This is a genomic window from Streptosporangium sp. NPDC048886, assembly GCF_055586905.1.
Genome location: NZ_JBVJHH010000012.1, coordinates 215,345 through 239,517, shown reverse-complemented (window position 1 = coordinate 239,517; position 24,173 = coordinate 215,345). Strand labels below are relative to the sequence as shown.

Annotated in this window: 23 protein-coding genes; 4 read left to right on the top strand and 19 right to left on the bottom strand. The window is 72.6% G+C overall.

Annotated features, from left to right (window positions below):
- Position 1: 1 nt before the first annotated feature.
- From ACZ6R6_RS17570 to ACZ6R6_RS17550, 5 genes are all read right to left on the bottom strand, one after another.
- Positions 2-142, bottom strand: coding sequence for a hypothetical protein (locus tag ACZ6R6_RS17570; RefSeq protein WP_470094485.1), 141 nt, complete (start codon positions 140-142; stop codon positions 2-4).
- 73 nt (positions 143-215) lie between these two features.
- Entirely contained in the window at positions 216-1,718 is a 1,503-nt protein-coding gene (locus tag ACZ6R6_RS17565; RefSeq protein WP_470094483.1) for a sodium/solute symporter, read from the bottom strand.
- Positions 1,715-2,260, bottom strand: a complete 546-nt coding sequence (locus ACZ6R6_RS17560; protein WP_470094481.1) for a hypothetical protein — start codon at positions 2,258-2,260, stop codon at positions 1,715-1,717. Before ACZ6R6_RS17560 ends, ACZ6R6_RS17565 begins: the two co-directional genes overlap by 4 nt.
- Positions 2,257-3,018 carry a LytR/AlgR family response regulator transcription factor gene (locus tag ACZ6R6_RS17555; RefSeq protein ID WP_470094479.1) on the bottom strand — a complete coding sequence of 254 codons (762 nt, stop codon included), beginning with the start codon at positions 3,016-3,018 and terminating at the stop codon, positions 2,257-2,259. The genes ACZ6R6_RS17560 and ACZ6R6_RS17555 overlap by 4 nt, the downstream gene beginning before the upstream one ends.
- 168 nt (positions 3,019-3,186) lie before the next feature.
- Entirely contained in the window at positions 3,187-4,383 is a 1,197-nt protein-coding gene (locus ACZ6R6_RS17550; RefSeq protein ID WP_306868276.1) for a sensor histidine kinase, read from the bottom strand.
- Positions 4,384-4,889: 506 nt separating this feature from the next.
- Here ACZ6R6_RS17550 and ACZ6R6_RS17545 point away from each other — a divergent pair.
- Positions 4,890-6,164, top strand: coding sequence for an MFS transporter (locus ACZ6R6_RS17545; protein WP_470094477.1), 1,275 nt, complete (start codon positions 4,890-4,892; stop codon positions 6,162-6,164).
- Between the two features lie 76 nt (positions 6,165-6,240).
- On the opposite strand, the gene ACZ6R6_RS17540 is transcribed toward ACZ6R6_RS17545, so the two are convergent.
- From ACZ6R6_RS17540 to ACZ6R6_RS17520, 5 genes are all read right to left on the bottom strand, one after another.
- Positions 6,241-6,666 (bottom strand): HIT family protein, encoded by a 426-nt coding sequence (locus ACZ6R6_RS17540; RefSeq protein ID WP_470094475.1) that lies wholly within the window; start codon positions 6,664-6,666, stop codon positions 6,241-6,243.
- A 4-nt stretch (positions 6,667-6,670) separates the two neighbouring features.
- Positions 6,671-7,501 (bottom strand): HpcH/HpaI aldolase/citrate lyase family protein, encoded by an 831-nt coding sequence (locus ACZ6R6_RS17535; protein WP_470094473.1) that lies wholly within the window; start codon positions 7,499-7,501, stop codon positions 6,671-6,673.
- 50 nt (positions 7,502-7,551) lie between these two features.
- Positions 7,552-8,712 carry an acyl-CoA dehydrogenase family protein gene (locus tag ACZ6R6_RS17530; RefSeq protein WP_470094472.1) on the bottom strand — a complete coding sequence of 387 codons (1,161 nt, stop codon included), beginning with the start codon at positions 8,710-8,712 and terminating at the stop codon, positions 7,552-7,554.
- 110 nt (positions 8,713-8,822) lie between these two features.
- Positions 8,823-9,341, bottom strand: a complete 519-nt coding sequence (locus tag ACZ6R6_RS17525) for a MaoC family dehydratase (RefSeq protein ID WP_306868266.1) — start codon at positions 9,339-9,341, stop codon at positions 8,823-8,825.
- An 87-nt stretch (positions 9,342-9,428) separates the two neighbouring features.
- Positions 9,429-10,169: a FadR/GntR family transcriptional regulator gene (locus tag ACZ6R6_RS17520; protein WP_470094470.1), complete on the bottom strand. Its 741-nt coding sequence runs from the start codon at positions 10,167-10,169 to the stop codon at positions 9,429-9,431.
- Positions 10,170-10,382: 213 nt separating this feature from the next.
- On the opposite strand from ACZ6R6_RS17520, the gene ACZ6R6_RS17515 reads away from it, so the two are divergent.
- The gene (locus tag ACZ6R6_RS17515; RefSeq protein WP_470094468.1) at positions 10,383-11,078 is read left to right on the top strand and encodes a TenA family protein; all 696 of its coding nucleotides are present in this window, start codon (positions 10,383-10,385) and stop codon (positions 11,076-11,078) included.
- Positions 11,079-11,152: 74 nt separating this feature from the next.
- Here the strand turns inward: ACZ6R6_RS17515 and ACZ6R6_RS17510 are convergent, their stop codons facing one another.
- The 4 genes from ACZ6R6_RS17510 to ACZ6R6_RS17495 all read right to left on the bottom strand — a co-directional run bounded on the left by ACZ6R6_RS17510 (position 11,153) and on the right by ACZ6R6_RS17495 (position 14,100).
- Positions 11,153-11,737 carry a hypothetical protein gene (locus tag ACZ6R6_RS17510; protein ID WP_470094466.1) on the bottom strand — a complete coding sequence of 195 codons (585 nt, stop codon included), beginning with the start codon at positions 11,735-11,737 and terminating at the stop codon, positions 11,153-11,155.
- Positions 11,738-12,272: 535 nt separating this feature from the next.
- Positions 12,273-13,034 (bottom strand): DUF3618 domain-containing protein, encoded by a 762-nt coding sequence (locus ACZ6R6_RS17505; protein WP_470094464.1) that lies wholly within the window; start codon positions 13,032-13,034, stop codon positions 12,273-12,275.
- A complete protein-coding gene (locus ACZ6R6_RS17500; protein WP_470094462.1) occupies positions 13,031-13,432 on the bottom strand; it encodes a phage holin family protein in 402 nt (133 codons plus the stop codon). The genes ACZ6R6_RS17505 and ACZ6R6_RS17500 overlap by 4 nt, the downstream gene beginning before the upstream one ends.
- Before the next feature lie 146 nt (positions 13,433-13,578).
- Positions 13,579-14,100, bottom strand: coding sequence for a winged helix-turn-helix transcriptional regulator (locus ACZ6R6_RS17495; RefSeq protein ID WP_470094460.1), 522 nt, complete (start codon positions 14,098-14,100; stop codon positions 13,579-13,581).
- Positions 14,101-14,161: 61 nt separating this feature from the next.
- Between ACZ6R6_RS17495 and ACZ6R6_RS17490 the strand changes: the two genes are divergently transcribed.
- Positions 14,162-15,553, top strand: coding sequence for an MFS transporter (locus tag ACZ6R6_RS17490; RefSeq protein ID WP_470094458.1), 1,392 nt, complete (start codon positions 14,162-14,164; stop codon positions 15,551-15,553).
- Between the two features lie 24 nt (positions 15,554-15,577).
- On the opposite strand, the gene ACZ6R6_RS17485 is transcribed toward ACZ6R6_RS17490, so the two are convergent.
- Together ACZ6R6_RS17485 and ACZ6R6_RS17480 are read right to left on the bottom strand one after the other, a co-directional pair.
- Positions 15,578-17,524, bottom strand: coding sequence for an ABC1 kinase family protein (locus tag ACZ6R6_RS17485; RefSeq protein ID WP_470094456.1), 1,947 nt, complete (start codon positions 17,522-17,524; stop codon positions 15,578-15,580).
- Between the two features lie 48 nt (positions 17,525-17,572).
- Positions 17,573-18,085: a GNAT family N-acetyltransferase gene (locus ACZ6R6_RS17480; RefSeq protein ID WP_470094530.1), complete on the bottom strand. Its 513-nt coding sequence runs from the start codon at positions 18,083-18,085 to the stop codon at positions 17,573-17,575.
- A gap of 209 nt (positions 18,086-18,294) precedes the next feature.
- Between ACZ6R6_RS17480 and mads6 the strand changes: the two genes are divergently transcribed.
- The gene (mads6, locus tag ACZ6R6_RS17475) at positions 18,295-19,707 is read left to right on the top strand and encodes a methylation-associated defense system protein kinase MAD6 (RefSeq protein ID WP_470094454.1); all 1,413 of its coding nucleotides are present in this window, start codon (positions 18,295-18,297) and stop codon (positions 19,705-19,707) included.
- A 70-nt stretch (positions 19,708-19,777) separates the two neighbouring features.
- On the opposite strand, the gene ACZ6R6_RS17470 is transcribed toward mads6, so the two are convergent.
- The 3 genes from ACZ6R6_RS17470 to ACZ6R6_RS17460 form a co-directional block, all read right to left on the bottom strand.
- Complete coding sequence (locus ACZ6R6_RS17470; protein ID WP_470094452.1) at positions 19,778-19,933, bottom strand: hypothetical protein; 156 nt, start codon at positions 19,931-19,933, stop codon at positions 19,778-19,780.
- Positions 19,934-20,033: 100 nt separating this feature from the next.
- A complete protein-coding gene (locus ACZ6R6_RS17465; protein WP_470094450.1) occupies positions 20,034-20,972 on the bottom strand; it encodes a diacylglycerol/lipid kinase family protein in 939 nt (312 codons plus the stop codon).
- 87 nt (positions 20,973-21,059) lie between these two features.
- Complete coding sequence (locus ACZ6R6_RS17460; RefSeq protein ID WP_470094448.1) at positions 21,060-23,783, bottom strand: immune inhibitor A domain-containing protein; 2,724 nt, start codon at positions 23,781-23,783, stop codon at positions 21,060-21,062.
- Positions 23,784-24,173: the final 390 nt, after the last annotated feature.

The following is a 24,173-nucleotide window of genomic DNA, read 5'->3' as shown; positions in this document are numbered from 1 at the left end:
GTCAGAACGCGCCCGGCGCGGACCGCACGGTGAAGAACTGGTCCAGGAGCAGCAGCTCGGCGAGGGTGAACGAGAAGCCGTCTTCCAGCTGGAAGCCGTCCGGCCGGAGAAGCGACTGGCCGTTGGAGTTGCTGTTGCCCACCGCACACCCCTTCACGTCAGTAACGGAGACGCCCTTGGTTACAGGACATTCCGACATATGTAATGGGATCACGTCAAGAGGATCTGGGCCGCCAGTCACCCCTGTCGAGGTCGAGGGTCTCAGGGGTGTGCAGGCGGACCATGGTGCGGGCCACACCGGCCGGGATGCGAGAGGGGGTCAGCAGCGAGACCACGACCATGACGGCGAAGGCGACCGGCACCGACCAGGCGGCGGGCTGGGCGAGCAGGGCCCCGGCCAGGCCGGTGTACGGCCCCCCGACGATGGTCGTCAGAACCGCGCCGCAGGCCAGTCCCCCGCCGGCGAGCAGCCCGGCCACCGCCCCGGTCGAGGTCAGCCGCCACCACCAGATGCCCAGCACCAGCAGCGGGCAGAAGGAGGAGGCGGCCACCGCGAACGCCAGCCCCACCACGTCGGCGACCGGCAGCGACCGGGCCGAGGCGGCCAGGGCGAGCGGCACAGCCACAGCCAGCAGGGCCGCCACCCGGAACGAGCGCACCCCGCCGCCCTTGAAGATGTCCTGCCCGATGACGCCCGCGACCGAGACCGTCAACCCGGAGGAGGTGGACAGGAACGCCGCGAACGCCCCCGCCGTCACCAGCGCGGTCAGCAGGTCGCCCGCCACTCCCCCGACCAGCCGCCCGGGCAGCGTCAGCACCACCATGTCGCTGCCCCGCAGCTCCGGGACGTAGATGCGCCCCAGCGCGCCGTAGACGGCAGGCAGCAGGTAGAAGGCGCCGAGCAGCGACAGCACCACCAACGTCGTACGGCGCGCGGCCCGGCCCTCGGGGTTGGTGTAGAAGCGGACCAGCACGTGCGGCAGCCCCATGGTGCCCAAGAATGTCGCCAGGATCAGCGAGTAGGTCGAGTAGAGGCCGTACTCCTTACCACTGGACAGCGGCAGCGCCCAGGTCGCCGCGTCCTGCGCGCTCAGCCCGGGCGCGCCGCCCGAACGCCAGGCCAGCAGCAGGAACACCAGCGGCACCGCCAGCGCGGTGAGCTTGAGCCAGTACTGGAAGGCCTGCACGAACGTGATCGACCGCATGCCGCCCGACATCACGTTCACCGCGACCACGGCCGCCACCAGCAGCCCCCCGGCCCACTCCGGGGCACCGGTGATGGCCCCCAGCACCAGGCCGGCGCTCTGGAACTGCGGCATCAGATACAGCCAGCCGATCAACACGACCAGCACCCCGGCCAGGCGGCGCACGGCCATCGACTCCAGCCGCGCCTCGGCGAAGTCGGGCAGCGTGTAGGCGCCCGAGCGGCGCAGCGGCGCGGAGACCAGGACGAGCAGCACCAGATAGCCGCCGGTCCAGCCGACCGGCAGCCAGAGCATGTCGGCGCCGTAGGCCAGGATCAGCCCGGCGATGCCCAGGAAACTCGCCGCCGACAGATACTCCCCGCCGATGGCGGAGGCGTTCCACAGCGGGGAGACCGTGCGGGAGGCGACGTAGAAGTCCGAGGTGGTGCGCGACAGCCGGATGCCGAACGCCCCGATCAGCACCGCCGCCAGCACCACCAGCACGACCGCGGTCACACCGTAGGCGGTGTTCATCGGGCCCGTTCCACCAGTTCCGCGAAGTGGCGCTCGTTCCGTTCGGCCTGCCGTACGTAGAGCCAGGCGCCGATCACGAACGCCGGATAGATCAGGCCGGCCAGCACCGCCCACGGCAGGGGGATCCCCAGCAGCCGGGCCTCGCGCAACTCCGGCACCAGCAGGAACAGCATCGGCAGGCCGCCGACCACGCAGCCCAGCACCGTGCAGACGAACAGGGCCAGCCGGAACTGGGTGCGGATCAGCGAACGCATGTAGACCTCGCCCAGCCGGGTCTGCTCGTCGATCTCGCGGGTCACCGGATAGCGGGGATGGCGGGCGGCCGTGGTGCGGGGGCTGGTCACGACCTCGCGGCGCGGCCGGTCGGCCTCCCTGCGGGGCCGCTCCAACGCGCGGGCGAGGCGCTCCACCTCCCTGCGCGGCCGGTCCGGCCGGTCGGCGTCCTTGCGCGGCCGCTCGACCGCGCGGGCGAGCCGGTCGGCCATCCGCCGCCGGGGCTCCGCCTCCTCGCGGGGCTCCGGCTCCCTGCTCTCCCGGCTCATTCGGACCGCCCCTTGCGCGCCCGGCGGACCAGCAGGTCGCGCAGCTCGCGGGTGTGGCGGCGGCTGACCGGGATCTCGGTCTCGCCGATGCGGACCACGCAGCGGCCCGAGTCGATGTGCAGCTCGTCGATGTGCTTGACCGCGACCAGATGGCTGCGGTGCACCCGGACGAACCCGGCCGAGGACCAGCGCTCCTCCAGCGTGGCCAGCGAGATGCGGACCAGATGGCTGCCCCCGGCGGTGTGCAGGCGCGCGTAGTCGCCCTGCGCCTCGACGTAGCGGACCTCGGTGCCGGCCACGAACCGGGTGACGCCGCCCAGCTCCACCGGGATGGTGCCGGGGTCGGTACGGCCGGCACTGTCGCTGTCGGGCAGCTCGGCCGAGACGCACACCCGCCGGATGGCCTCGGCCAGCCGCTCCGGCCGGACCGGTTTGAGCAGGTAGTCCTCCGCCTTGATCTCGAAGGCGTCCACCGCGTGTTCCTCGTAGGCCGTCACGAACACCACCCGGGGCGGGTTGGCGAACTGCGACAGCAGCCTGCCGAGCACCACCCCGTCCAGGCCGCGCATGCGGATGTCGAGGAAGACGGCGTCGATCGGCTTCCCGTCGGCGATCGCCCGGTCCAGGACCCGCAGCGCGGCGGCCCCGTCCCTGGCGAGGGAGACCTCCCCGATGCGGGGGTCGTCGCGCAGCAGGTAGGCCAGGTCCTCCAGGGCGGGGAGCTCGTCGTCCACCGCCAGGACACGCAGGCCGGTCACGGTCACTCCTCCAGATCGCTCACGTGGGAATCCCTAGAGGGTGATGAATCAGACATCACGTGTCAACAGTGGCGACGGGATCAGCGTCGAGACGGGAACGGCAACAGGGCCGGTGACGGGGTGAGACCGGCGACGGGCTCGGAGCGAGGGCCGGTCCCGTGCGGCGCGTCAGTGGGCGGACACGCCGGGGTGATACTTCGGCAGGCGGACGCTGACCCTGGTGCCGGCGCCCTTGCCCGTCTCGGCCACCAGGCCGTACTCGTCGCCGTAGACCTGGCGCAGCCGCTCGTCCACGTTGGCCAGGCCCACTCCCCCGGCACCGGAGCGCTCGTCGGCGTCACCGGCCAGGATGCGGCGCAGGCGGTCCGGCTCCATGCCGACGCCGTCGTCCTCCACGCTGATCCGGCACTCGGCGCCCGCGTCCTCGGCGATGATCGAGATCCGGCCGGCGCCGGACTTGTTCTCCAGGCCGTGCCGGACGGCGTTCTCCACCAGCGGCTGCAGGCACAGGAACGGCACCGCGACCGGTAGCACCTCCGGAGCGATCCGCAGCGTGACCTGGAGCTGGTCGCCGAAGCGGGCCCGTTCCAGGGTGAGGTAGCGGTCGATGGAGCGCAGCTCCTCGGCCAGCGTGGTGAACTCGCCGTGCCGCCGGAAGGAGTAGCGGGTGAAGTCGGCGAAGTCCAGCAGGAGCTCGCGGGAGCGGTCGGGGTCGGAGCGGACGAAGCTCGCTATGGTCGTCAGCGAGTTGTAGATGAAATGCGGGGAGATCTGCGCACGCAGCGCCCGGACCTCGGCCTCCATCAGCCGCGTCCTGGACCGGTCGAGCTCGGCCAGCTCCAGCTGGGAGTCCACCCAGCTCGCCACCTCGTGGGTGGCCCGGACCAGGCCCGCCGAGGCGTGCCCGCCGTAGGCGGCCAGCGAGCCGACCACCCGGCCGTCGGTGGTGAGCGGCACCACGACCGCGAACCTGATCGGGCACTCGGGGATCTCGCACGAGACGACCTCCGGGCCGAGCACCTGGGTCCGGCCGCCGGCGAGGGTCTTGGCGGCGTGCGTGAACGCCTCCCTGGCGTGGTGGTCGCCCTCGCCGTCGTAGACCAGCAGCCGCTCGCCGTCGGTGATCGCCAGCGCCGGGGAGCCGAGCAGCTCGCGCAGATGCCGGGACGCCTTCTGGGTGCCCGCCTCGGTCAGCCCCGCCCGCAGCGGCGGCGCGGCCAGCGAGGCGGTGTGCAGGGTCTCGAACGTGGCCCGCTCGGCCGGGCTGCTGCCCAGCTCCCGCCGGCCGCGCAGGACCCGCCACAGCACCAGGGCCGGGACACCGACCAGAGTGGCGATCAACAGCACGGCGACGACGGGTTCCACGCCCCGGACCCTATCTGTCCAGGTCCGTGAGCGCCTCCTCCGGCGGTCTGTCCGGCGTCGAGGAGCGCGCGGGGTCCTCGGACTCAGCATCTTCACGGCCCTGACCGTCCTCACGGCCCGTCCGGCGCCAAGGAGCGCGCGCAGGGGCCGATACGGCCCCACCCGGGGATCGGGCACGGCCCGCGCCCGCCGTGCCGGATCCCCGTCATGGCCGGGATCCACCGTCCCAGGGATGATCGTTGACCGACGGGATGACTGTTGACCGGCGGGATGACTGTTGACCGGCGGGATGACTGTTGACCCACCCAGCGCCTTTACGTTGTAGATCATTAAAGTGCGCGGCTCCCCGGGCCGGTCCGCCGCGCGGTGGCGGAGATCGGACGTCGTTACGGAGCGGACATCCGGGTCCGCTTCCCGCCAGCCGTGCCCCGGAGCAGGTCGGCATCCTTTGGAGGCCCGCCCGTCTCTGGGGCCCGTCTCGATCTTCTGACCCGGAAGGCTGTCCCGTGTCCACCGGCACCACCACCCCTCCCCCCGTCACCCGCGCGCCCACCGTGCGCCGCGACTTCGGCCTGCTCTGGACGGGCCAGTCGCTGTCCCTCTTCGGTGACCAGTTCATGACGCTGGCGCTGCCGCTGCTCGCGGTCACCGTGCTGGAGGCCACCCCCGCCCAGGCCGCGCTGCTGCCCTTCGCGCTGTTCCTGCCCTTCCTGCCGCTCGGCCTGCCCGCCGGGGCGATCGTGGACCGGCTGCCGCGCCGCGTCACCATGCTGGTCTGCGACGGCGTGCAGGTAGCCGCCTTCGGCGGGATCTGGGCGCTGGCCGCCACCGACACGCTGACCTTCCCCCTGCTGTTCTGCCTGGTGCTGGTGAGCGGCTGCGCGGTGGTGTTCTTCCAGGTCGCCTACACCTCCTACCTGCCCGGCCTCTATCCCGATCCGCGTGATCTGCACCTGGGCAACACCCGTCTGGCCCTGTCGGAGTCGGCCTCCAAGGCCCTGGGCCCGATGGCCGCCGGGCCGTTGATCCACGCGCTGGGCCTGGTCGGCGCGCTCGCGGCCAACGTGCTCAGCTTCGCCGTCTCGGTCACCTCACTCGCGCTGATCCGGCACCGGGAGCCGCCGCGCGCGAGCACCGTACGGGAGCGCGGCTGGCTCCGCCGTGACATCGCCACCGGGCTCCGTTTCGCGCTCGGCCACCCGACGCTGCAGCCGCTCCTGATGTGCGGCACCACCTATGTCCTGTTCCTCAGCATGGTCGAGACCAGCCTGGTGCTGTACTGCCGCAACGTGCTCGGCCTGACCCCGCAGTGGATCGGCGTCGTGATCGGGGCCGCCGCCGCCGGCTACCCGATCGGCAACCTGCTGTCGGCCCGGCTGATCCGCCGGTTCGGCACCCCGCGCACCCTCCTCGGCGCCGCCGTGGTGTCGGTCCTGGGGATCGTCTCGATGCCGGTCCTCGGCTCCGTCGGCGGTACGGCCGGAGCGGCCGGGCTGGTCGCCGGCAGCATCGTGCACTGCGTGGGCGAGGGCGCCTTCAGCCCGACGTCGCTGACCCTCCGGCAGACCGAGACGCCCGCCGAGCTGCTCGGCCGGGTGGGCGCGGTCCACCGCTTCCTGATCTGGGGTGCGATCGCCCTCGGCAGCCTGCTCGCCGCCGGGGCCACCGCGCTCGGCGGGCTGTCGGTCGCCGTGTGGATCGGCGCCCTGGGCACCGTCCTGTGCGTCCCCGCCCTCCTGCGGCGGGGCCTGCGCGCCGCCGTACTGGAACGGACCGCGTGACGGCGCTCCGTCCGCCCCGGAGCGCGGCGACCGTCGCGACACGGCCGTGACACGGTGACGCCGGGTGCCCCTGGGCTCACCCCGGTCCGAGGGCCCTGCGGATGCGGAGGGCGTAGGAATCGGCCTCGGCGGGGCCGTCGTATTTGGTGCGGGGCCAGAAGAAGCCTCGCAGGCCGTCCTTGCGGTTGCGGGGGACGACGTGGACGTGGAGGTGGGGGACGCTCTGGCTGATCCGGTTGTTCATCGCGACGAACGTGCCGCCCGCCTCCAGTCCCTGCTCGACGGCGGCGGCGACGGACTGGACCCGCCCGAAGAACGGCCCGGTCAGCGGGGCCGGCAGGTCGGTGAGGGTCTCGACGTGGGTCCTGGGCGCCACGAGGACGTGGCCCTTGAAGACCGGTCGCGTGTCCAGGAAGGCCACGGCCACGTCGTCGGAGAGCACGACGTGGCCCGGCTGCTCCCCCGTCCCGATGGCGCAGAACAGGCATTCTCCGGCTGGCATCACATCAGGATAGGAGCCGGCGGGCGGCGCGGACGATCGCCTCGTCGACCATCCGGCCCTGGGCGTCGGTCACGACTCCGGTCTCCGCGGCTTCGAAGCGGGCGATCAGGTCGCGGGCCCGGACCAGCTCCTCCTCGGTGGGGGTGAAGACCTCGTTGACCACGGCGACCTGGGCGGGGTGGATGCAGGTGCGGCCGCGGAAGCCCAGGCGTTTCAGGGCGACGGTGGAGGCGCGCAGGGCGTCGAGGTCGCGGAAGTCGGTGCTGATCGGGGCGAGGGGCGGGGCGAGCCGGGCCGCCGCCGAGGCCAGCACGACCTGGGAGCGGGCCCAGAGCAGCTCACGCTCGTCGGGGCCCGTCTCGACGCCGAGGTCGGCGCGGAGGTCGGCCTCGCCGATCTGCAGCCGGGAGACGCGGGGCGCCCGAGCGATCTCCGGCGCCGCCAGGATCGCCCCGGCGCTCTCCAGCAGCGGGCAGACCTCGATCGAGCCCGCGGGCAGGCTCCCGGCGGCCTCGGCCGCGCTCAGCACGGCGTCCACGGCCGCCAGCTCGGCGGCCGACTCGGTCTTCGCCACGCAGACGCCGCGTACCCCCGGCAGGGCCACCGCCCGCAGGTCCTCGTGACCGGCCTCTCCCGGGTTCACCCGGACGTAGATCTCGGGGCCGCCGGGGCCCAGCCCGCGCAGCCAGCCGGCCACGGCGGTGCGGGCCGCGGCCTTGTGCGCGGGCAGGACGGCGTCCTCCAGGTCGACGATCAGGGAGTCGGAGCCCCGGCCGAGGGCCTTGGCGAGCTTGCCGGGCTGGTCACCCGGGACGTACAGCGCGGATCGGATCACCACCCGACCCTAGCGTCACCGCGCGTCGGCCCCCCGTGGCGGCACCGGACTCACCAGCCCACCTTGGCGTCGCCGGAGATGAGGGACCTGGCGATGACCATCCGCTGGACGTCGTTGGTGCCCTCGCCGATGGCCATCAGGGGCGCGTCGCGGTAGAGGCGTTCGATGACGAACTCCTGGGAGTAGCCGTAGCCTCCGTGGATCCGCATGGCCTCCATGGTCGCCCGGAGCGCGACCTCCGAGGCGAAGTATTTGGCCATCGCGGCCTCGGAGTTCACCGCGCCGCTCTCCGAGCGGGTGGCCGCCCAGTAGGTGAGCAGCCTGGCCGCCTGGATGTCGGTGGCCATGTCGGCGAGCTTGAGCTGGACGGCCTGGAAGTCGGCGATGGGCCGGCCGAAGGCGTGGCGCTCACGCGAGTAGTTCAGCGCGGCGTCGTAGGCGCACTGGGAGATGCCGACCGCGCGGGCGGCGATGTTGACCCGGCCGAGCTCGAGGGCCGACAGCGCCTGCTGCATGCCCCGCCCCTCGACCCCGCCGAGCAGCCGCGACACCGGGACCCGGACGTCCTCCAGCACGATCTCGCAGGTCTCGGTGCCCTTGTAGCCGAGCTTGGGCAGGTCCCGGCTGACGGTGTAGCCGGGGGTGCCGGCCTCGACCAGGATCATGGACATGCCGCGGTGCGCGGGCTCGGTGACGGAGGTCTTGACCAGGACGGGCATCGGGTCGGCGTGGCGCGCGTTGGTGATCCACGTCTTGGTGCCGTTGATCACGTAGTGGTCGCCGTCGCGGACCGCCCGGGTCTGGATGCCCTGCAGGTCGGTGCCCGCGGCGGGTTCGGTCAGCGCGATGCCGGTACGGCGGGCGCCGGTGGCCAGGTCCGGGAGGTAGGCGGCGCGCTGCTCCTCGGTGCCGTGCCGGGCGATCATCCAGCAGGCCAGCGAGTGCGAGCCGAGCACCCCGGCCACCCCCATCCACCCGCGCGCGATCTCCTCGAAGACCAGCGCGAACGACACCCGGTCCAGCGCCAGCCCGCCGTACTCCTCGGGGACCGTCATCCCGAAAAGGCCCATCTGCCGGAACCGTTCGACGATCTCGGTGGGGTAGCGGCCCGTCCGCTCCCACTCCGAGGCGACCGGCACGATCTCCTTGTCCACGAACTCCCTGAGCGTCTGGCGGAACAGCCGCTGCTCGTCGTTCAGCTCGAAATCCATGGCGGGGTCCTTTCGAACACGGGGAGGCCGGCGGCCGTGATCACGGGGCCGCGGGTGCGGACCCGAGGCTCCCCTGCGGCCCGGACGCGGGCCTCATGCGGACGCGGGCCTCATGCCGTCAGGGGCCCGTTCTTGGCCTGCGGGAAGTAGTTCTTGTCGTGCGGGGCGTCGCGGCGGTAGACCATCACCGCGCGGCGCCAGGACATGACCTCGTCTCCGTCCTGGTTGAGCCCGCGCGTGCGGCAGGTGACGATCCCGGCGTAGGGCCGCGACCCGGACTCCCGCTTGTCCACCACGATCGACTCGGCGTAGAGGGTGTCGCCCAGGAACACCGGGTGGGTCAGCTTGATCTCGTCCCAGCCGAGGTTCATCAGCGCGGTCTGGCTGACGTCGATCACCGAGATGCCCAGGACGATCGCCACGGTCAGTCCGGAGTTGACGATGACCTTGCCGACCGGGGCGCGTCCGGCGAAGTGGGCGTTGAAGTGGTTCTGGTTGGTGTTCATCGTCAGCAGGGTGAACCAGGTGTTGTCGGCCTCGCTGATCGTGCGGCCGAGCGGGTGCTGGTAGACGTCGCCGACGACGAAGTCCTCGTAGTACCGGCCGAGGCCGGGTTCGTGCACGGTCACGGATCTCTCCCGGAACGACGGAACCCTGACGCTAATAGTCTGACGTTTTGATGGTCAATGGCTTGCTTGGTGGTTTCCACGCGGACGTCACACCGGCGGCCCGGCGGGCCCCGGCGGTAGGGGCGGGCGCCGCCGGCGGGACGGGACCTGCTCCTGAGGCTCCACGCTGGGGTAGTAGGCGGTCCGGAGGTTGTCCAGATGTTCCTGGGTGGCCCGCCGCGCCCCCTCGGCGTCGCCCGCCTCGATGTGGCGCAGGATGCCGCGGTGCTCACGATCGATGCCGTCGAGAGCGGCCCGCGGGGCGCGGTCACGGACGAAGCGGCCCTCCAGGACCTCGAAGACGGGCCGGGCGACGACCTCCAGCAGGGGGTTGCCGGCCGCGCGGAGCAGGACGATGTGGAAGTCGCGGTTGGGCTCGAAGACCTCGCCGGGCCCCCGGCCGCTCGCCCCGGCGATGCAGCCGCGCAGCCGTTCCAGGTCCGGCCCGGTACGGCGCAGCGCGGCCAGGCCCGCGGCCGGCACCTCCAGCAGCTCGCGGATCTCCATCAGCTCGTCGACGCCCACCCGCATCAGGTCGAAGCTGGTCTCCAGATAGGCGCTGATGTGGTCGGGGTCGGGGAGGGCGACGTAGCTGCCCCCGGCCACCCCCCGGACGGTCCTGATCAGGTTCTGGCTGGCCAGCAGGCGCAGCGCCTCACGGACCGTGCTGCGGCTGACGCCGTACCGGACGCACAGGTCGGGCTCGACGGGCAGCCTGTCCCCGGGCTGGAGCTCCCCGGAGACGATCCGGTCGCGCAGGTCGGCCGCGATTGCCTGGTAGGCGGTCACATCCAGTGATCGTAGGCGACACCGGGCGGCCCTCCGGCGCGGCACCGCCCCGGACGGGCGGGCGGCCGAGACGGGCGAGACGGGCGGGCGGCGCCACCCGGACGTCAGGACGGGCGGCGCGGCGGGAAGGCCGCCGCCCGGCGCCGGACCGGCCGGACCGGCCGGACTAGCATTCACAGCGATCGACATCCCCAGACCACGAGGAGAAGCCCGGTGGACCCGGTCCCCTACGACGAGTGGCGCGCGGGCGCCGCCGACCCCGCGTTCAGCGAGTGGCTGCGCTCGCACAGCGAGCCGGAGTGGACCGCGGTGGTGACCCACCCGTTCGCCGCCTCGATCACCCGGGGCGACGTCTCCGACGACGACATGCGCCGCTACCTGGTCCAGGACTTCCAGTTCGTCGACTCCTTCACCGCGCTGCTCGGCGCGGCCGTGGCCAGCGCGGACAGCTTCGAGTCACGGGTGCCGTTCGGCCGCTTCCTGGGCGAGACCGCCACGGCCGAGGAGAAGACCTACTTCCACCGCGCGCTCGCGGCCCTCGGCGCCGCCCCGGAGGATCTGCTCTCCCCGCCGCTGGAGCCGGTGACGGCCGACTTCCGCGCCCTGATGGACGAGGCCAGGACCAGCCTGGACTATCCGCTCATCCTGGCGGTGCTGTGCGTGGCGGAGTGGAGCTATCTGGGCTGGGCGAGCCTCGCCGAGGAGCCGCTGCCGGAGGGGTTCGTCCACCGTGAGTGGATCGACCTGCACGAGGGGCCGGAGTTCCGGGCCTGGGTGGGCTTCCTCCGCGGCGAGCTCGACCGCCTCGGCCCCGGGCTCGCCGAGGACGGGCGGCTCCGCGTGCTCGACTTCTTCCGCCGTGCCGTACGGCTGGAGCTGCGCTTCTTCGACATGGCCGCGGGAGGCTGACCCCGCGGCCCCGCCGAAACGCGGGGGCCGACCCCGCGCGCCCGCCGGGGCGCGGGGGGCGCCGCCGGCCTGCCTCAGGAGTCCACCGTCGTGGTGACAGTCCTGGTGAAGCGGTAGTTGCAGAACTTCTCGCGGGACTTCTGCCGGTTGAGGTGCCGGGCGAACTCCTGCTCGTTCAGCCCGTCGAAGCTGTCGAAGCCGACTCTGGCCACGGCCGCGGCCGTTCCGCCGCGGGCCAGGCGGGCCGTGAGAACGATCCTGCCCCGGTCCGGGATCCGGCCGCCGGTGTCGCACCAGACGCCGTCGGAGTGCCTGCGGCAGGGGAAGGCGGCCAGCCGCCGGCCTGTCTCGTCGAACAGGACGGCCCTGGCCGGGCCCCGGGCGCCCCGGGGGAACCTGCCGCCGACCCAGTAGGAGCCCCAGTAGGGGGCGAAGGACGGCGTTCTTGTCATGGAGTAGTCGAGGACGTAGGTGACCTGCCCGCCCGGATGGGCGCGGGGCGTGCCCTTGGCCCGCACGTCGATGGCGATCAGGGCGTCCCGCCCGCACTTCTTGGCGGCGCCGAGGCAGGCGGCCTCGACGGGCGCGACCGGGGACAGGGCCGCCGCGATGAGGGCCAGGCCCACGGCGACGCCGAAAACACGGCAGGAACGGCGCATGAGACCTCCTGGGTGTCCTGCGGGGAACGTCACCCCACGGCGACGTCTCCGCTCCGGGATCAGGGGTCACGCGGTCCCGGCACCGGTTACGACGTCCGGGCCGTCAGAACGGTTCACCACCGCTCGGTCCGGACGCCTCCCGACCCCGCTCGGCCGGTACGGCGCCGCGGGCGATCGGCTCGCTCGGCCCGGCGGGTGTGCCCGGCCGGGAGGGAGATCCCGGGCGGGCGGAAAGGAGGGGGTCCGCCGCTCGCCCGGGAAACGGTCAGATTACCCCGGCGACCCTGGGCTTGGCTCGTCCACCCGCTCCCCTGTCGGGCAAATCGTCACAGCACCGGCCGCGGACCCGGCCGTCCCGCCCGCGGCGCCCGGACCCGGCCCGGCGGACCGCCCCGGCGGCCGGGGCCGCCCGCCCGTGTGCGGCCAGAGCGCCCGGCCGCGGGCCGCCCCGTAGCCGGGCCGGGCGACACCTGTCGTCGCCCGGCCCGTGCGGAACCCTCCTGGGGGTGGGCAGGACCGCTCACAAGAGGTCCGCCTACCTCTTCCTCCGGCGGCCGCGCCGCAGCACCCGGAAGGCGACCAGGGCGAGCGCGGCCACCGCGGCGACGGTCATGACGGGGCGCTTGCCCGCCTCGGTCGTCACCTTCCCCGCCGCGTCCTTGAGCTCGACCGGGGTCATCTCCTTGACCCGGCCCACCATCTCCGGAGCTGCTTCCTTGACCCGCCCGACCATCTCGGGTGCGGCCTCCTTGACCCGGCCCACCATCTCGGTGGCGGTGCCGGCGGTGGCGGCCCCCATCCGGCGCAGATCCTCACCCACATGGGTGGCGGTCTCCTGGACGCGGCCCTTCACATCAGTCTTGTGCACCAAAGCCTCCACGGTGTCGCCTAGTTCGCGGCGGTCCCTCTCGATGTCCCGCCGCACGGATTCCTTGCTCGGCTTACCGGCACCCGTCCTGTCGGCGCCGGCCCTGTCGTCGCGGGTCCCGCCGGCCACCGCCGTACCGGCGCCGGCCCTGCCCGCATCGGTCCTGTCGGGCCTGGCCGGGCCGGGCCCGGTCCTGTCCACCGGCCGGGGCGTCCCGTCCCGTTCGGACGGCGGGACGCCGAGATCCTCGGTGGGCCTCCCGTCGCGGCCGGGCGGCGGGACCTCCGACATCTCCGGCGCGTTCGGCGGGATGTTCAGCGATCCGCTCTCGTCGGGCGTCACGGGCTCGCCGACTCCTTTCCTGCGCGAGCCGGTGGTCCCCGCCTCCCCGGCATCGCGACCGGGCCTGCCCGGATCGGTCTCAGTCATCGGTGTGCCCTCTCCTTCACCGCGTCGAAGTCGTGCTTGAGGCTCTCGATGGTCCGTTCGGGGGCGGGCGGCCCGGCCTCGGTCACCTGACGCTTGCCCAGGAGTCCGAGGACGGCGGCCACGGCCAGCAGGACCACGCCGACGACCGCCGCGGCGACCCACGCGGGCATCGCCATGGCGAGCAGCAGGATCACCGCGGCCACCAGGGCGCCGCCTCCGTACAGGGCCACGACGCCGGCCCCGCCGAACAGTCCCGCGCCGATCCCCGCGTGCCTGCCCTTCTCGGCGAGCTCCAGCTTGGCGAGGCGGAGCTCGTCCCTGACGAGGCGTGAGACCTCCTCCGACAGCTGCCGGATCAGTTCGGCCGTGGACAGCGTTTCCTTCGGACTGCCGGTCATGACGTTCCTCCTCCCTGCAGACCTCTATAGGGGAAGGCGCTACCCTCTCCTGTCACGGCAAACCTCCGCCCGGCGGCGGTGATCACGGCCGGACCGGGCGCGCGGTCACCCGGTCGCGCTGTGCGGAACCGTGGCGGACCGGCGGGTCAGCCGGGCAGCGGCCGCAGCATCCGGTGGGGGCGGCGCAGGGCCACGCTGACCGGGTCCTCGCGGGCGAGCTCGGCGCCGGGGCCGGGCCGCACCTCGATCTCCTCCAGCGGGGCGCGTCCCCCGCACACCGGGCAGAGCCCGTCGCGGTCGATCCGCGTGCCGCAGGAGGTGTGGAAGAAGATCCGGCGGGGGCCCGCCGAGGACAGGTTCCGCTCCCCCCACTGGGCGAGCAGGTAGACGGGGCCCCACAGCTCGCGCCCCATCGCGGTGAGGACGTATTCGTCGCGCGGCGGCGCGTCCTGGTAGCGGCGCCGCTCCAGCACGCCCGCCTCCACCAGGGCCTGCAGCCGCTGGGAGAGCACGGCGCGCGGCATGTCGAGGTGGGCGAGGAAGTCGCCGTAGCGGCGCACGCCGTACAGCGCGTCGCGGACCACCAGCAGCGTCCACCGTTCCCCGATCAGCTCCAGAGCGCGGGCCAGCGAGCAGTCCTGACCTTCGTAGTTCTTGCCGAGCGCCATGCTCCCCATGCTAGTTCATTCACTGAACTCACGTGTGTTACGGTCGCTGTGAGTTCAGTGAATGAACCATGAAAGGCTCCCCATGACGCTCACCGCGATCCGCCGTCCCCCGGACCTCACCCTCGCGCTCACCTGTGCCGCGCCGCTGCTGGTGCTGATCAACTACACCGCCCCCATGGTCACGCTGCCCCAGGCGGCCCGGGCCCTCGGCTCGGGACCGGCAGGGCCGGCCTGGCTGCTGAACGCGATCGCCCTGGGCCTGGCGGCGCTGCTGCTGATCGCCGGAGACCTGGCCGACAACTACGGGCGGCGGCGGATCTACCTGGCCGGGATGTGGGCGCTGGCCGCCGCGAGCGTCATGGCGGCCCTGTCGGTGAACACGGCGATGTTCGTGACGGCCCGGCTGGCGCAGGGGGCCGCCAGCGCGGGGCTGCTCACCGCCAGCCTGGGCGCCCTCGGCCACGCCTTCCCCGCGGGCCACGGGCGGCTGCACGCCACGGGCCGCTACGGGGCCATGCTCGGCCTGGGCATCGCCGTCGGACCGCTGATCTCCGGCGGGCTGGCCGCCGCGGCGGGCTGGCGGGCGGTCTACTGGGTGGTCGCCGCGGCCGCGGTGCCGCTGGCGCTGCTGGGGGCCAGGCTGCTGCCCGAGTCACGCGCGGCCGAGCGCCGGCCGCTGGACCTGCCCGGCGTCCTGCTGCTGGCCTCCGGCCTGGCCGCGCTGGTCACCGCCGTCACCGAGGGCCGCGGCGGCTGGTCCCAGCCGGTCGTGGCCGTCGCGTCCGCCGCCGCGGCGCTGCTGCTGGGCTCCTTCGCCGTGGTCGAGCGGCGCCGCCCCGTCCCGCTGCTCGACCTGGGGCTGTTCCGGCGCCCCCTCTTCGCCGTCGCCACCGGCGCAGCGCTCGTGGTCGGGATGGTGGTGATCGGGCTGATGAGCTTCCTGCCGACCGTGCTGCAGCTCGCCCGGGGCCTGTCCCCGCTGGGCAGCGCCGCCCTGTTCGCCGTCTGGGCGGGGACGTCGTTCCTGACCGCGCTGCAGGCGCGCCGCCTGCCGCTGGCCGGGCGGGGCCGCCTCGCCCTCGGACTGCTGCTGTCGGCCGCGGGCACGCTCCCCTTCCTGGACGTGGCCGGTCACGCCCCCTGGGCCCGGATCGTGCTCGGCCTGGCCGTCGCCGGGATCGGCAGCGGCCTGATCAACGCCTCCCTCACCCACCTGGCGATCGAGAGCGTGCCGCCGCACCGGGCCGGAATGGGGTCGGGGGCGAACAACACCGCCCGCTACGTCGGCTCGTCGCTGGGCGTTGCCCTCATGGCCGCGGTCGTCGGCACCGCCGGCCTGTCGGCGGGGACCGACGGCGCCCTGGTGGTCTGCGCCGCGGTGGCGGCCGCGGCGGGCGGCGGGGTCCTGCTCCTCGCCCGCTCCGCGCCGGCGCCGGCCGGGCGGGGCGCGTGAGCGCCCGGCCGCCGCGGCGCGGAATCAGCCGTCCCGCCGGAAGATGATCACCAGCACCCGCAGGGCGAGGATCGCGCTGATCACCAGCAGGTTGTAGCCGATGAGCTGGTACAGGCCCACGTCGGCGGTGACCACGGGGCCGTTGTCGGTGCCGAGCAGCAGCACGGCCATGATGCCCGTGGTGGCCGCCAGCACGGTGAGCAGCACCTGGTGGAGCAGGCCGGTGACGTGCCGCCGGTCGCGCTCGTCGGCGAACAGGCGCACGTTCAGGCTGAAGCGGCCGTGCTCGGCGGCCCCGGCGATCCGCTCGATCCGGCGGGGCAGGCGGCGCAGCATGGGCAGCAGGCTGAGCGCCTCCTGCTCGACCGCCTGCCGTACCCGCTCGGGGCCGCTCTGCTCGCCGAGATGGCGGACCGAGAAGGCCCGCGCCTCGGCCACGATGTCGAAGCCGGGAGCCAGCCGGGCGAGCGTGCCCTCGATCGTCGCCAGCGCCCGGAACACCGCGGCCACCTCGGGCGGGACGGACAGGCCGTGCGCGGAGACGATCCGGAACAGCCTGCCGAACATCTGCATGTCCGGGGTGACGCCGGTGACCAGGTGCCGGGCCATGAACCGGCCGAGCTCGCGCTCCAGCTCGCGCTCGTCGATCTCGTCGGGCCGCGGCACGACCTCCAGCAGCGCGTCGCTCACCCCGAGCGGGTCCCCGCGGTCCATCGCGCCCAGCAGGCGCTGCAGGGCGCCGCGCAGCGAGCCGTCGAGCCGTCCCACCGAGCCGAAGTCGAGCAGGGCCAGCCGTCCGTCGGCCAGCAGCATGATGTTGCCCGGGTGCGGGTCGGCGTGGAACACACCGTGCAGCATGATCTGGCGGAGCAGCGTGTCGAGCAGGGTCCTGGCCAGCTCCTGCCGGTCCAGCCCGTCGGGTACGGCGGAGCCGAACGCGGTGCCCTCCAGCCGCTCCATGACGAGCACCCGCCGCCCGGACAGCTCCGGGTACGGCACCGGCACGCGGACCGGCTCCCCGGCCGTGGCGGCGGCCACGGCGGCCATGTTGGCGGTCTCGATGCGGAAGTCGAGCTCCTCACGCAGCGCCTCGGCGAATCCCCTGGACAGGTCGGCGACCCCGAACGCCCGGCCCCACCGGGTCCGCCGCTCCAGCGTCCGGGCCAGGCGCGCGACGATGTCGAGGTCCTGCTCGACCACGGCGGCGATCCCCGGGCGCTGGACCTTGACCACCACCTCCTCGCCCGTCTTCAGCCGGGCGCGGTAGACCTGGGCGATCGAGGCCGCGGCGAGCGGCTCCCGTTCGAATTCGGCGAACGTCTCGGCCACCGACCGGCCGAGCTCGGCCGCCAGCACCGGCTCGATCTCCGGCCAGGGCGCGGAGGCCACCTTGTCCTGCAGCAGCCGCAGCTCCTCGACGAACTCCACCGGCAGCAGGTCGCCCCGGGTGGAGAGGATCTGGCCGAGCTTGACGAAGGTGACCCCGCCCTCGTCGAGGGCCTCACGCAGCGACGTGGCCAGCCGGGCCCGGCTGGAGGGGGCGCCGAGGTCGGGGTCGCGGCCGCGCAGGTAGGGGCCGAGGCCGTGCCGTACGAGGATCCGGGTGATCTGGAGGTAGCGGCGCGAGCGGGCCACCCGACCGCGCAGCCCCCTGATCAGCTCCAGCGGCCCGGGCAGCGATCCCGGCGGCACCAGGGCCTCGGCGATCACCAGGAAGACCATCCCGCCGAGCAACGTGCAGACCACGGCGAGGATGAGGAACCACAGCGGCGTGACGCCCCCGTCGTCCGGGTCCACCAGGCCGACGAACGCCTGAGTGACCGGCCCGCCGATCACGAACACGAACACCCCGGCCAGCAGCGTGCGGACGACCCCGAACCGCAGGTCGAGCAGCCTCCGGGCGATCAGCGTGAACCCGGCCAGCACCACCAGAACAGTGATCACGATGATCCCGGTCGCCAGGAAATCCACGCTTGCTCCGTCCGTTCCGCCGACGAATATGACGGCGGACAGACTAGATCATGTGGGTGAGAGCGTGTGGAGGTGGACCTCGACGGTCTTCTCTCCTCCGTGCCAGGACGGCTCGGCGAGCAGCCTGGCCAGCGCGAACCCGTTCTTCTGCGCGACCCTGCAGGAAGGGGTGTTGTCGGCCGCGTGCCGCAGCTCCAGCCGCGACAGCTCCAGGAAGGCGAAGGCCCACCGCGCGACCGCGCCCACCGCGTGGCCGGCCACGCCCCTGCCGCGGGACGCCGGCAGGACCCAGTAGCCGACCTCGCCGACCCCGTCACCGATGATCTTGACCCTGGTGTGGCCCAGCACCTCCCCGGTCGTCGCGTCGGCGATCGCGAACGAGCCCGACGAGCCGTCGGCCCAGCCCGCGATCCGGTCGGCGATCCACGCCCGCCCGTCGGGCTCGGCCGGGGCGGCGGTCGCCCACCGGCGGATCTCCGGATCGCGCAGCGCCCCGGTCACCACCTCGACGTCGGCCGGGCGCCACGGCCGGAGGTGGAGCGTCCCTGCGGTGATCTCCATGGGTTCCACGTCAGCCGAGCGTACTCCCCGCCGAGCGGTTCAGCATTTGACCGCCATATCGGATATTCCACCCATTTCTCCGCAGCCGAGCGCCCATGATCATAGATACTCGGGCACGTCAGAGTGGCGGAAAAGTAAAGATACGCGGGAGCATGAGACCCTTGCCCTACTTCGATGCACGGTGAGGTGGGAAGGACGGCGCGCTAGAGATGGCACAGATCGTCGGCGGCGGACAGCCGGTGAACGACGCCGAGCGGCGGGTCATCGCCCACCTGCGGGACAACGCGCCCGACGACTGGCTGCTGCTGCACAACATCGAGGTGCCGCGCGGCGACGACACCTTCGAGGTCGACGCGATCGTCCTGACCGGCCACTCGCTCTGCGTCATCGACGTCAAGGGCACGCGCGGCCGGATCGAGATCGCCGGGACGCGCTGGTTCCCCGCCCGGCGGGACGCGTTCGGCTCCCCGGTGACCAAGCTCCGCGGCAACGGGCGCGCGCTCAAGGGGCTGCTCACCCAGGAGCGCCGCGAGCTGGACCGGGTCTACGTCGACAGCGTCGTCGTGCTGACCGGGCCCGACACCGAGCTGGTCGACCCGGCCGGCCGTGACTCGCGGCACGTCACCGACCTGCCCGGCCTGATCGGCACGCTGAGCGACGTCTCCCGCGTCAGGCGCGGCTACACCCCGGACGTGACGCCGTACCGCACCCCCATCATCGAGGCCCTCAACGGCACCGTGCGGCGGTCCACCGCGCCGCCGCGCTTCGGCAACTGGGAGGTGGAGGAGCAGCTCGGCGGGGACACCCGGGTCACCGAGTACCGCGCGTTCAACGCCACGGTCCCGGGGAGCGAGACGGTCCTGCTGCGGGTCTACCGGGCCGACCCGCTGGCCCAGGAGGAGCCGCGCGCGGCCGAGCGGCGGCTGATCGCCAACGCCTACCAGTCCCTCACCCGGATCCCGCCGCACCCGTGCGTGGTGCGCTCCCGCGACTTCTTCGCCATCGACGACGAGAGCCGGTTCGTGCTGGTCCTCGACGACGTGCACGGCCAGGCGCTGCACCTGCACCTGACCGCCTCCCGGCCGGAGCTGTCCACCGGCGCCATGCTCGACGTGGTCGACGACATGCTGCTGGGCCTGGCCCACGTCCACGCCAACAACGTCATCCACCGGGCGCTCAACCCGGCCTGCGTCCTGGTGACCGAGGACGGCCGGGCGATGCTGACCGGGTTCGACTACGCCAAGCCGGGCCCCCGGGCGCACACCGTCGCCAACGAACTCCCCAACGTCCTCGACACCCACTACGTGGCCCCCGAGTGCCAGGGCAGGCCCGAACGGATGACGGCCGCCTCCGACGTGTACGCGGCCGGGGTGATCGCCTTCCGGCTGCTGGCCGGCGAGCTGCCCCCGGCGAGCCCGGACGCCGAGACCGCCGTGAGCGGCGTCCCGGCCGAGGTCATGGAGCTGCTGCGGCGCATGCGCGACCACTCGCCCGCCAAGCGGCCGGACGCGGTGGAGGCCCTGGGCGCTCTGCGGCGGGCGCGGGAGGGGACCGTGGCCGAGCGGGAGCCGCTGCTGCTCGAACGGCTCCGGAGCAGGTTCAAGCGCATGTCCGGGCGGTAGCGGCGGGCCCCGGGGTGGCGACCACCCCGGGGCCCGCCCCGCGTGCCGTTCTCCCGGCGCCGGGAGGCTCCTAGCGCCTGGGTCCGCCGGTGCGGAAACGATTCATCAGCTCGCGGAGCCTGCGCTGGTTGCGCGGGTCGCGGGCCATCGTCTTGGCCTTCTCGACGTTTCTCCGCCCCTGCGGGCTGCTCAGATAACTCCGGATTCGGTCGACCAGAGATGCCATGTCATCCTCCAACCCTCTGATGACCGCCTACCCCCCAGACACGGCCCCAATCAGCGGCCCGGCCCGGGAGCCCGGTCAGGGCCGGGCCGGGGCCGCCCGGTCAGGAGTCGACGAAGCCGTCGGGGACCATCACGCGCAGGCCGTTGGGGACGGTCCGGATCGTGATGGGGGTCATCAGGCGGACCTCGCCGTCGACGTCGGCGGCCATCGGGGGGTCGGTCTCCAGGAGCATCTCCCGGCCGACCACGAAGGGCCCGCCCGCCAGGCTGCTCCAGCGGCCCGTGGTGGCCCGGATGAGGGTCTCCACCAGCAGCCGCAGGCGCTTGCCCGAGCCGAGCTGGTAGGCGACCAGGCGGCCGTTGTCGATGCTGATGTCCTTGGCCACCTGCCAGCCGCCGTGGAAGCGGCCGTTGGCGATGTTGAGCTGGTGGGTGAGCAGCTCGTGGCGGTGGCCGTCCACCGTGATGAAGGCGCGGAAGGGCTGGTGGTGGGGGAGGATCGTCAGCGCGGTGAGCGGGTAGGCCGCACGGCCGAGGATGCGTTTGAGCCAGGGCTTGACCGTGCCCGCCACCTCGACCGAGACGCCGAAGCTGGCCAGGTTGGCGAACTCCCGGTCACCGGCGATCCCCAGGTCGATGTCGGCGACCTTGCCGGTGTGGAACACCCGGATCGCGCCGGGCAGGTCGAGCGGGAGACCGAGGCTGCGGGCGAAGTTGTTGGTGGTGCCCAGGGGCAGCACGCCGAGGGCGACGTCACGGTGGGCCACGTGCTTGACGGCGGCGCTGAGCGTGCCGTCGCCGCCGCCCACGACGAGCAGGTCGGGCCCGGCGTCCAGGGCCGCCTCCAGCGTGGCGCGCAGGCGCCTGGGGTCGTCCAGGGAGTAGAGGCGGAGCGGCTCGAAGCCCTCGGCCCGGAGCGTGCGGACCACCTCCGGATAGAGACGGCGGCCCCGGCGCGAACGCGTGTTGACCACCACGCAGATCCGGCGCCCGGTCCGGACGGCCTCGGTGTGCTCGGCCTTGCTGCGAAGCTCTCCCACGCTGCCCCTCTTCGGTCGGATGTTCCCCTGCAAATCGTAGGGCCCCGCCGTCGGTGACGGCGGGGCCCCACGGCCGGCGGGCCGGGGTTACTTCTTGGGCGGCGTCACGTGGACGATCGCGCCGAGGTTACCCGGCAGCGGGGTGAGCAGCTTGAGCTTCACGCCCAGGGCCTTGCCCTCGTCGCCGGGGTTACCGGTGCCCAGGACGTGGCCGTTGCCGAGGTCGGTGCCGTACAGCTCGGTGGCCGGGGTGCCGTCGACGTTGACGACCCGCGTGCTGTAGGGCTGGTCGCCCTTGGACGGGACGACCACCGAGGCGTCGAAGTCGCGGTAGCCGAGTGCCCCGTCACGGACCTCCATGCCCGGGTACCAGGTCTTGGCGTCGGTGAACTCCGAGACCCCGCCCTGCGAGCCGACCTTGGTGCAGTACTCGCTGAACGGCTCGTCCGCGGCCTCCACGCACTCGGTGAAGGGGTAGGTCTTGCCGAAGGAGAAGGCCGCGTTGCCGGTCTGGACGCGCCCCTGCAGGTTGTCCCTGAGCTCGCCGTCCTTCTCCGCCGCCACACCGGTACGGCGGAGCGGCTCGTAGTGCGAGTCGACGACGATCAGGCTGCCCTTGGAGCCGATGCTCGGCGCCAGCTGGAGGTTGTTGATCAGGGAGTTGTTGGTGAAGGTCGAGTCGCGGTACCAGACCAGCAGGCCCGGGGCGTTGTACTTGAACTTCTCGACCTTCCACGCGCCGTCGCGGGAGTAGTTGGTGTCGTAGGCGTACTGCAGGCCCTTGTCGAAGCCGTCGAAGTTACGCCACTCGGCGAGGTAGAAGCGCGAGACCTCGCGCTCGCCGTTGTTGACGACCCAGCCCTGGCCGTGGGTGTTGGTGAAGGTGCCGCCGCTGGGCGTCCAGCCGTTCAGACCGCCCTCGACGTCGTCGCTCCAGACGGTCTCGGCGCCGTTGGTGAGGGCGAAGTCGTCGGCGTGCCAGCCGCGGGGGGTGAAGGCCGCGTCGGTGTCGTAGGCCAGGCGGAGCTTGACGGTCTTGCCGGCGAACGGGGTCAGGTCGACGTAGTCGTGCCGCCAGCCGTCGGTGTTGCCGGTGAGGCCGTACTTCTTGTTGCCGAACTTGACGAGGTTCTTGTTCGGGTCGCCGTAGCCGTCGTCGGTCGAGACCAGGGCGCCGCCCTCGGTGTAGACCTTCTGCTGGGCGTAGGTCGCGCCGCCGTCGACGGAGACCTCGACGAAGCCGAAGTCCCAGTCCTGCTCGATCTCGTAGTTGTTCCAGAGCCAGAACTTCACGTCGGTCCCGGCGGGCACCTGGACCTCGCGGGTGATCTTGGAGTCGGCCCACTCCTGGTCCAGGTTGGACCAGAGCATCTTGGTGCCGCTGTGCGGCTCGACCATCTTCAGGGGCGCGCTGGCCAGGTTGACCCGGACACCGTCCTCGGTGAGCTTGGGCGTGCGCGAGGTCTGGCCCACCGTCACCGCGCGGGCGCGGTCACCGGGGTTGAAGACCTTGGGGCTGGCCCAGCCGAGGATCCACTTGTCCCACAGACCCATGTGGGTCGGCATCGACTGGAAGATCGGGCCGCTGTGCGAGCCGCTGGACATCAGGTCCCAGAAGTCGACGGCCGAGGAGGCCTGGCCGCTGGTGTCGTAGAGGTCCGGCAGGCCGAGGTCGTGACCGTACTCGTGGGCGAAGACGCCGACGCCGGAGTCCTCCGGCTGCACGATGTAGTTGGAGATCTTCACGTTCTTGCCGGGGACCTGGTAGCCGCCCGCCACCGCGCTGGAGTGCGCCCAGATCGCGTAGGTGCCCTCGGCGCCGCCGTCGGAGGACTTGTCCTTGCCGGCGTGGACCAGGACCAGGTGGTCGACCACCCCGTCGGGCTCGGCGAAGTTGCCGTCACCGTCGGAGTCGGCGACGTCCTCGACGTCGTAGTCGGCCCACGGGAAGTTCGGGTCGGCGGCGGCCAGGGTGTTCACCGCGTCGATGGCGAGCTGGCCGGGGCCGAGCGGGTTGCTCGGGTGGCCGCTCATGTCCTGGACCTCCTGGCCGCAGGCGCGCGCGCCGTAGTACGCCTCGGAGTGCGGGACCTTGATCCACGGGCTGGCCTGACCGGTGACGGTGTAGGCGCCCTTGGACATCTCCTCGTACATGTTCTTCATCGTGTACTTGGAGATGTCGATGCCCTTGCGGCCGTCCCGGGGGTCGGTCAGGTCGGGGCGGACGCGCTGGGTGATGCCGTCCTTGCTGTAAAGCATCTTGTTGAAGTGCTCGGGGCTGAAGTCCGGCACCCAGAAGCTGTTGTTGTCCTTGTGCGACAGCGACGCCGGGTCAGGGATCTTGTTGTGCAGCGGGCCGTTGAGCAGGGTGCCCGGCGGCTCGGTGACGCACTCGGCGGGGTCCTCGCTGTCGACGTTCGCCGGACGGCTGAAGCCGGAGAAGTCGTCGTTGGCCTTGTCGTTGAACTCCACCAGCAAGGTGAGGAGCTTGGCCGTCTTCGCGGTCTTCGCCTTCTTGAACAGGAAGTCCGCGGGGTTGAGCCCGGTCCGGATCGCCTCGGCCTCGCGGGCGGCCAGCACCCGGGCGGCGGCGGGGTTGCCGCTGGAGAACTTCTGCTGGATCTTCTCCGAGGGGCTGACCTTGCGCGCCCTGGAGTCGGGCGCGGCCGGCTCGTCCGCCTCCGGCTCATCCCTGGGCGGCGCGTAGTTGATGTAGTAGTCGGCCGCGGTCGGCTGGTACCGCGCGACCGAGGTGTCGGCCTCCGCCGACGTTCCCCCCACCGCCAGTCCCGCGGCGGCCAGGCCGGCCACGGGCACTATCGCGAGAAGGCGCCTGCGAGCGCCTCTGCCTCTGCTGGACAACGCATACCCTCCCTGCCCGGGTTCGCCGGGCGCGGACGTCCCCGGCGCGCCTTATGCACGCACCGAGCGGGAGGTTAGACGAGAAGGTAAAGCAGCAGTAAAAACGCCAAATGATGTTGTCAAAATGCAATAAATCGTCGTTTGTCAGAAAGCGATGACGATTTCCACTTCAATTCGGCCATGCCTCACTGAACGGCAGGTCAGCGAGTCAGGCCGGGGCGCGGGGCGGGCGTGGACACCGCCCCGGGCGCGGGACCGGTCCAACGGCGGCGCCGGGCGCCGGAGCGTGCCCGGTCTCCGCGCGGGCCCGCCGTACGGCCCGCGGACCGGACGGCGGAC

Excerpts from the sequence above, each read along its gene's own strand:
- ACZ6R6_RS17565 (WP_470094483.1), bottom strand. The coding sequence starts at position 1,718 with ATGAACACCGCCTACGGTGTGACCGCGGTCGTGCTGGTGGTGCTGGCG.
- ACZ6R6_RS17560 (WP_470094481.1), bottom strand. The coding sequence starts at position 2,260 with ATGAGCCGGGAGAGCAGGGAGCCGGAGCCCCGCGAGGAGGCGGAGCCC.
- ACZ6R6_RS17540 (WP_470094475.1), bottom strand. The coding sequence starts at position 6,666 with ATGCCAGCCGGAGAATGCCTGTTCTGCGCCATCGGGACGGGGGAGCAG.
- ACZ6R6_RS17530 (WP_470094472.1), bottom strand. The coding sequence starts at position 8,712 with ATGGATTTCGAGCTGAACGACGAGCAGCGGCTGTTCCGCCAGACGCTC.
- ACZ6R6_RS17510 (WP_470094466.1), bottom strand. The coding sequence starts at position 11,737 with ATGCGCCGTTCCTGCCGTGTTTTCGGCGTCGCCGTGGGCCTGGCCCTC.
- ACZ6R6_RS17505 (WP_470094464.1), bottom strand. The coding sequence starts at position 13,034 with ATGACTGAGACCGATCCGGGCAGGCCCGGTCGCGATGCCGGGGAGGCG.
- ACZ6R6_RS17500 (WP_470094462.1), bottom strand. The coding sequence starts at position 13,432 with ATGACCGGCAGTCCGAAGGAAACGCTGTCCACGGCCGAACTGATCCGG.
- ACZ6R6_RS17495 (WP_470094460.1), bottom strand. The coding sequence starts at position 14,100 with ATGGCGCTCGGCAAGAACTACGAAGGTCAGGACTGCTCGCTGGCCCGC.
- ACZ6R6_RS17490 (WP_470094458.1), top strand. The coding sequence starts at position 14,162 with ATGAACCATGAAAGGCTCCCCATGACGCTCACCGCGATCCGCCGTCCC.
- ACZ6R6_RS17480 (WP_470094530.1), bottom strand. The coding sequence starts at position 18,085 with ATGGAGATCACCGCAGGGACGCTCCACCTCCGGCCGTGGCGCCCGGCC.
- mads6 (WP_470094454.1), top strand. The coding sequence starts at position 18,295 with ATGGCACAGATCGTCGGCGGCGGACAGCCGGTGAACGACGCCGAGCGG.
- ACZ6R6_RS17470 (WP_470094452.1), bottom strand. The coding sequence starts at position 19,933 with ATGGCATCTCTGGTCGACCGAATCCGGAGTTATCTGAGCAGCCCGCAG.